The 5883-nt window shown below is 35.1% G+C and carries 6 protein-coding genes; 1 reads left to right on the forward strand and 5 read right to left on the reverse strand.

Translation table 11 applies throughout. The annotated features are described in order from the left end of the window. Positions 1 to 36: 36 nt before the first annotated feature. Positions 37 to 990, reverse strand: coding sequence for a MobQ family relaxase (gene mobQ / locus AC4CVF_RS22150; RefSeq protein WP_068534583.1), 954 nt, complete (start codon positions 988 to 990; stop codon positions 37 to 39). 212 nt (positions 991 to 1202) lie between these two features. On the opposite strand from mobQ, the gene AC4CVF_RS22155 reads away from it, so the two are divergent. Beyond that, positions 1203 to 1484, forward strand: coding sequence for a DUF8583 domain-containing protein (locus AC4CVF_RS22155; protein WP_005022338.1), 282 nt, complete (start codon positions 1203 to 1205; stop codon positions 1482 to 1484). 420 nt (positions 1485 to 1904) lie between these two features. On the opposite strand, the gene AC4CVF_RS22160 is transcribed toward AC4CVF_RS22155, so the two are convergent. The 4 genes from AC4CVF_RS22160 to AC4CVF_RS22175 form a co-directional block, all read right to left on the reverse strand. Continuing rightward, positions 1905 to 2426 carry a hypothetical protein gene (locus AC4CVF_RS22160; protein WP_004734286.1) on the reverse strand — a complete coding sequence of 174 codons (522 nt, stop codon included), beginning with the start codon at positions 2424 to 2426 and terminating at the stop codon, positions 1905 to 1907. A 34-nt stretch (positions 2427 to 2460) separates the two neighbouring features. Then, positions 2461 to 3384 carry a replication initiation protein RepM gene (repM, locus tag AC4CVF_RS22165; protein WP_004734284.1) on the reverse strand — a complete coding sequence of 308 codons (924 nt, stop codon included), beginning with the start codon at positions 3382 to 3384 and terminating at the stop codon, positions 2461 to 2463. Between the two features lie 712 nt (positions 3385 to 4096). After that, complete coding sequence (locus AC4CVF_RS22170; protein WP_092692926.1) at positions 4097 to 4885, reverse strand: hypothetical protein; 789 nt, start codon at positions 4883 to 4885, stop codon at positions 4097 to 4099. Positions 4886 to 5452: 567 nt separating this feature from the next. Further along, positions 5453 to 5883: hypothetical protein (locus AC4CVF_RS22175; protein ID WP_490789985.1), on the reverse strand; the 431-nt coding region annotated here is incomplete at its 5' end.

Consider the following 5883-nt stretch of genomic DNA (forward strand, 5'->3'; position numbering starts at 1 on the left):
GAATATACAACTGATCATCTAAATCATTTTGGCTGCTCATAGCGATGGTCCACTTCTCTTCATGCTCTTGCGGTGTTTCTGCTTCATGGCTTGTTCTTGCTGTAGCTTCAATTGCTGTTTACGTTCCAGTTCTAGGCGTTTAACTTCCTGTGCTTTCTTCCATTGCTCAAAGCCTTGCTCAACACGGTTGAACCCTTGTTCTAAGGTTTTTTCTTTATGCTGTTGTTTGTTTTGGAGCTGTTGGCTGTTCTGCTGTTTTACCGTGTCGTTGAAACGACTGATCTCAGTATCTATACCTTTCCTGCGCATCTGCGTGACCTTGCTACCCTCATGGATAGTGGCTTGTAGCTGATTACCTTGATCGACATAGCTGCGGTGGTCGATTCTTTCCCGATACCCTGCATGTTCGAGGGCATGATTCGCTAGGTTTGCCCAGGTGGAACGGATCTGTTTAATTTCTTCCTGGCTTGTTCCCATACCCAGTGTTTTTCTTTTGGTATTACTTAACTCAATATCGGCTTTATCTTTAAGAACTAAATTCTGCTCTGGATCTAATTCGGCCTTGCGCGTTGTCAGTAAGATATGTGCATGATGATTTTTATCACTGCCATTCTGACTAGGTGCATGAATGGCTAAATCCGCGATTACTCCATAACGGTCTACTAAAGATTGCGCAAACTCTTTGGCCAGTTCTTTTCGTTGTTCCTCATCTAATTCATCAGGCAAAGCAATCACCCATTCACGTGCTGTTCGGGCATCTTTTCGGTTCTCTGATTTTTCTGCCATATTCCAGACTTGGCTTCGGTCTAATTCGATATCCAAATTAGAAATAATTTCGGTATAAACCACACCTTCTTTTCTCGTAAAGTCGTGCGTTAATCCTGTCCGTTCATCTTTCAATTTTTCTCCTGCACGATAAGCCATAGATGCAACCGCAGTTCGTCCCGAACTTCGGTTAACAGTCTTCGTCGTACAGTGATAAATTGCCATGCCTTAGCCTTGTGATGGTTTTGCTTTTGCTTTTAAAAATTGCGTAGCGATTTTTGGGGTTAAGGGGATTCCCCTTACGCAAACTTTGACTTGGATGAAATCCAAGTCGTAAGTGCGCATTTCATGAAAAACACGATAGCATATAGCCCGCTTGAATTTCAATTCATAGGGCCTTATGCTTGAGTGGTTTTCTATATCCCGAAATCTGAATCATGACAAAAGCTGCTGAAACTCTTGAAAAGAAAATCGAAGCCCAATTAGAGAAGCTGAAACAGTTAAAGGCTCGAAAACAAGCTATCGAAGCTAGAGAAAGGTCAAAGCAAAAAGAGCAGGAAAGAAAGGATGATACTAGACGTAAAATTTTGCTCGGTTCTTACTTGATTAAGAAAATGCAGGAAAATGAAGCCAATAAAGAAAAAATATTGGCTGAACTTAATGAATATTTAACTGAAGAAAGAGACAGAAAGTTATTCAATTTAAGTGAGAAATTTTAAGTAGACAGATTTCACTGTCTACTTGGAAGTTACTTTTTATTACCTTTTGAATCACCTATTTTTATTAGTGGTGGTGGCGGAACATACTCAGGTTTAGGTTCAGTATTTTTAGACATTACTTCAGTCCTTTCTGATCACGAACAGGTGGTGGTGGTGGAACATATTCGGGTTTAGCTTCAGCCATTTTTACCTCTATTTTGAAATTTTAAATCAATCACTTTGGTTTGGGTTTATCTGCCGTAAATTGATCACGAACAGGTGGTGGTGGTGGAACATATTCGGGTTTAGCTTCAGCCATTTTTACCTCTAATTTTGAAATTTTGAATCACTTAGGTTTTGGTAAGTCTGTTGTAAGTTGATCACGAACAGGTGGTGGTGGCGGAACATACTCAGGTTTAGGCTCTGGATTACTCATTTACGTTATCCTAAAAATTTTCCTAATATAATCAGTATTATCACAATAACTAAACTAGCTCCAGCTAGTTGAATATAGTCAAAAGCTTTATGTAATAAGTTTGCTTTTTCATCATTTTTTTCAGTATATGAACTGATAACTTTTTTATAGTGATGAGCTAAACCAAGGTAAACAGTAGCAATCTTATTATTCTGAAAATAATCAATCATTTGATCATCAGTATTTACTTGAAAAACTTCTTTTACCTGTAGACAAGAAAAAAGCTTTCCTGATGCCAAACATACAAAAATAAAAGTTAAAGCCAAATAAAGTGAGGTCAAACAAGTTAAAAAAAATGGAGCCTTAATATTTGTATCTATGAAATAGTATTTTGCTAATAAAGAAAAGGCAGTAATAAAAATAGATAAATATGTTAAATACTTAGTAGCTTTATCTTCTAATTTTTCATAGTGTCCTTTTACTATCGAAAATTGATTTTTTTGGTATTCATATAAAGCTGCATATTTGCTTATATCTACTTCGCTCATACTTCCTCTTTCATTATGCTATTTGCTCTTTTACTCATGGGTTGAATCCAGACTTTTCTAATATTGGATAAAGCTCTCTGAATTTTTCAGGCTCTAACAGCATATCTGCTATACGGATAGCAAATTGTTGGTAGCTTTCTGTACCTTGTGAATATTTCCCCATTTCAGGCATTTCTGACATTTTATTGGCAAATAAATGGCGTTGTGCATCGGTCATTCTGATAAAAAAGTCAGGTGTGTTTGGGTCACGCTTAGAATCTAATTTTTTCGGTTGTTGTTTCTGCTTAAACTTAAATGAAAAACCAATAATTGAACGACCACGTTTGTGTTGTTCATACTCTGCTTTTATATCTGTGTACTTATTAATTTGATCAATGGCAAGGTGTAAAACTTTTTCTTTAAATTGCCCCATTCTCTTGTATTCATTGGGTTCTATGCCTAGTTTTAATCTTAGCTCTTCTAGCTCTACCATAGTCACTTTGCCTGTACTACGCCATGCGATAAGCAACTCATACAAGCGTATAGCGTAAACACTAGTTAAACTGCTGACTTGCTCTAGTTCATAACTGGTGAAGTGTTTTTCTAAATTTGTAATCAACGGTACAACATCATCAGAAAACTTAATACGAACAAGAGCTTCATTCTCTACATAAGATATTCGTTGTACCCATCGACTTATTACATTCTCAATGTTGCCCTTTTGAGTCAGTTTTTGATAGCTAAATCTACGATCAAATAGGCTTTTGCAAGCATCTTTAAGAACTTTATAGGCTGTATTTCTATGAACATTGAAATGGTTGATATAGCTTTCAGCATGAATCGTCAAATCTTTATCATTGGGTGTATTTGATTGCCTAGCTTCAAGTATGGCTAACAGTATTAAACGTTGTTCTGATAGGTCTAAATTATAACTGGCATTTATTAGTGCATTATCTTTAACGACTAGTTCTTTTTTCATAAGCACACATGTTTTTTAAGTATATAAGTACACTTTATTTTATTAAGTGTCACTTTGCAAGATAGAGGTGTACTTATTGCAAGATAAAGGTGTACTTATTGCAAGATAAAGGTGTACTTATTGCAAGATAAAGGTGTACTTATTCTTATTTTTTTTATTATTTATCAATTAATTACAGATGCTAAAAATTAAAAAATTAAAAATTATTAAAAAGAGGGGAGTGCTTAAAACTGCCCTATGTACTCGCTAAAGCTCGTACTCTATTGAAGCTCGTTCCTCGCTTCGTGGGGCAGTTTTTAGTTAATCCTGTTTGTGAAATCTAAAAGCAAAAGCATTGGTAATGTATTCGCTTCGCTCATACTTTTTGAAAAGCAAAAGCTCCAAAGTTCGCACCCATTCGGGATGCTCTGTATCTACCTTTTAAAATCAAAAGGGAGCTTGTAATCAGAGAAAAGGCAAGGGCGAAATTTTGATGATGCTCAATCGCTCGTAGACACTCGCTCGGTTCTTATTATCTAGGTTTTAATTATTTACTGGAGCTAATCAAAGTTGTGAAACATTGCTTAAGTAATAGGCGTGGAACGTGAAAAATCATAAAAAAAGCCCGAACAGGGATGTTCGGGCTATCAACTAGAAACTACAGCGTTGAATTATAAGGATAATTATACAGCATTTCGTATAAGGTGTATTATGTTAATTTTAGAAAATCTAATTAAACACTAGGTTTATGCTGTTTTGGACCATGCCAGTTAAATGCTCCTAAAATATTATTAAGGATCTCCTGTAGATGACTCATTGATTCGGGAGAAACATCAACTTCGCCATAATGTCCATCAACCATAGTTGAACCATATTTAGAACCATTTAAGCTATTAAGTACTAATGCACCACCATTAGGAGCATTTATAAAATTATTTTCAATTGGCTTTAAATCTAATGGTTTATTGTTTCTTCCTAGCCCTCTAGAACGATCTTCTAAGTGTTGAGCTGTATTGCGCACACCTCTCAAATCAGGGAAAATATCTGATATTTTTTTATGTAGTTCTGAAATAACTTCAGGCACATTTTCCTCTCTGCTTAATACTCCTAGAAATTTATCAAATGCATCTAATGCATAAAGAAATGCACGTGCGTAGAGAAATGAAAGATTATGCTCAAACTCTCTTGGTATTGTTCCCTGCTGCCACTTTTCTCTTTTAAAAATAATATCTGTTTGTAAACTGATCTCGTCATGGCTCTCCCAATAATTTTTACCCTGCTTAATATATTCCTGTTCTAACATCTCACTAATTTCTCGTCTTCTTTTCGAATTTGCATCCCAAGTATCCTTGGAAAATGAATGTGATCTAGACGTTTGAGCAGATATAAAAAGATTCAATGCTAAATTAGCTTCAAAAAATTGAGACTGTAATGAATAAAGTTGATTTTGAATTTTCCATGTCCAATCTGAATCTTCATAGTCAAGCCATGTACCTGGAACGATAATTTCAAATACAAACATAATGTTCCTTCTATTTCCTTTTTTATAAAGAGATAACGTATCAGACCTTGGATTTATTGTATTACTAATCTTACGTTTACCCCCCCATTTAACATAATGGCTGTTATACGAAATTTGATTGATTTTTACTAAAACACTATTTGAAAATATAAAAAAAAGCCCAGTCATGGAATACTGGGTTATGGAAACTCAAATAAGGATTTATATTTTATAAAGTATTTAAAAAACCATAAAAAAACTATGGTTTTTTTTGTATAAACTTGCTTGTTGTCTCTACTTCATTGAATACTTCAAATTTTTTCCGATCATTATCGAGTTTAACAACGAGAGCTAAAATAAAAATCATTATTATAAAAGCTAGGAAAATCAAATGCCTTCTCATTATTAATTCCACTATCAGTGCTATAAAGTATGCTTCCCTATAGCAAATAGATAGGACATAAAGAATGAAAAGTAAAGCTCGATACTTTGAGACATGGCTATTGCCATATCTCAAAGTCGAGCCACTTTGCGATATTCGGTAGCAATAAGATTAAGAAAAGAACCGAGCAAAGTACTTGCCAGTATTTATTTAGGGTCAATAACACAGTAATCCTTATTCGTTCCATGACAGTCATTTTTCATAACTCGGACACAAGATTTATCATTACAATTTCTAATATCTAAATTATATCTTTGTTCTAGCCACGCTGCCTCTGCACGACGTTCCTTGATCTCATCAAAACTTGGAATAAATAAAAATATAAAAGACAGGAAAACCAGCACCAGACTGAGGAAAATTGCACATAACAAGGCAATAAATCTGTAGTTCAATTTGTCGGTAGCCTTGTCTAGTTCATGGATGCGACCTTGAAGGGCACGTGTAGCTTCCTGATTTGCGTTATTTAGGGTCTTTTTGCTTTGTTCTAGTACCCCACTAGCTACTTTGTTGTAAAACGTCTCTAATCGCTTGTTATCATCTGCTATAGCTTCTCTATATTCCTTCATGGAGGCTAATA

The sequence above is a fragment of the Acinetobacter sp. LipI_19 genome (assembly GCF_058242925.1).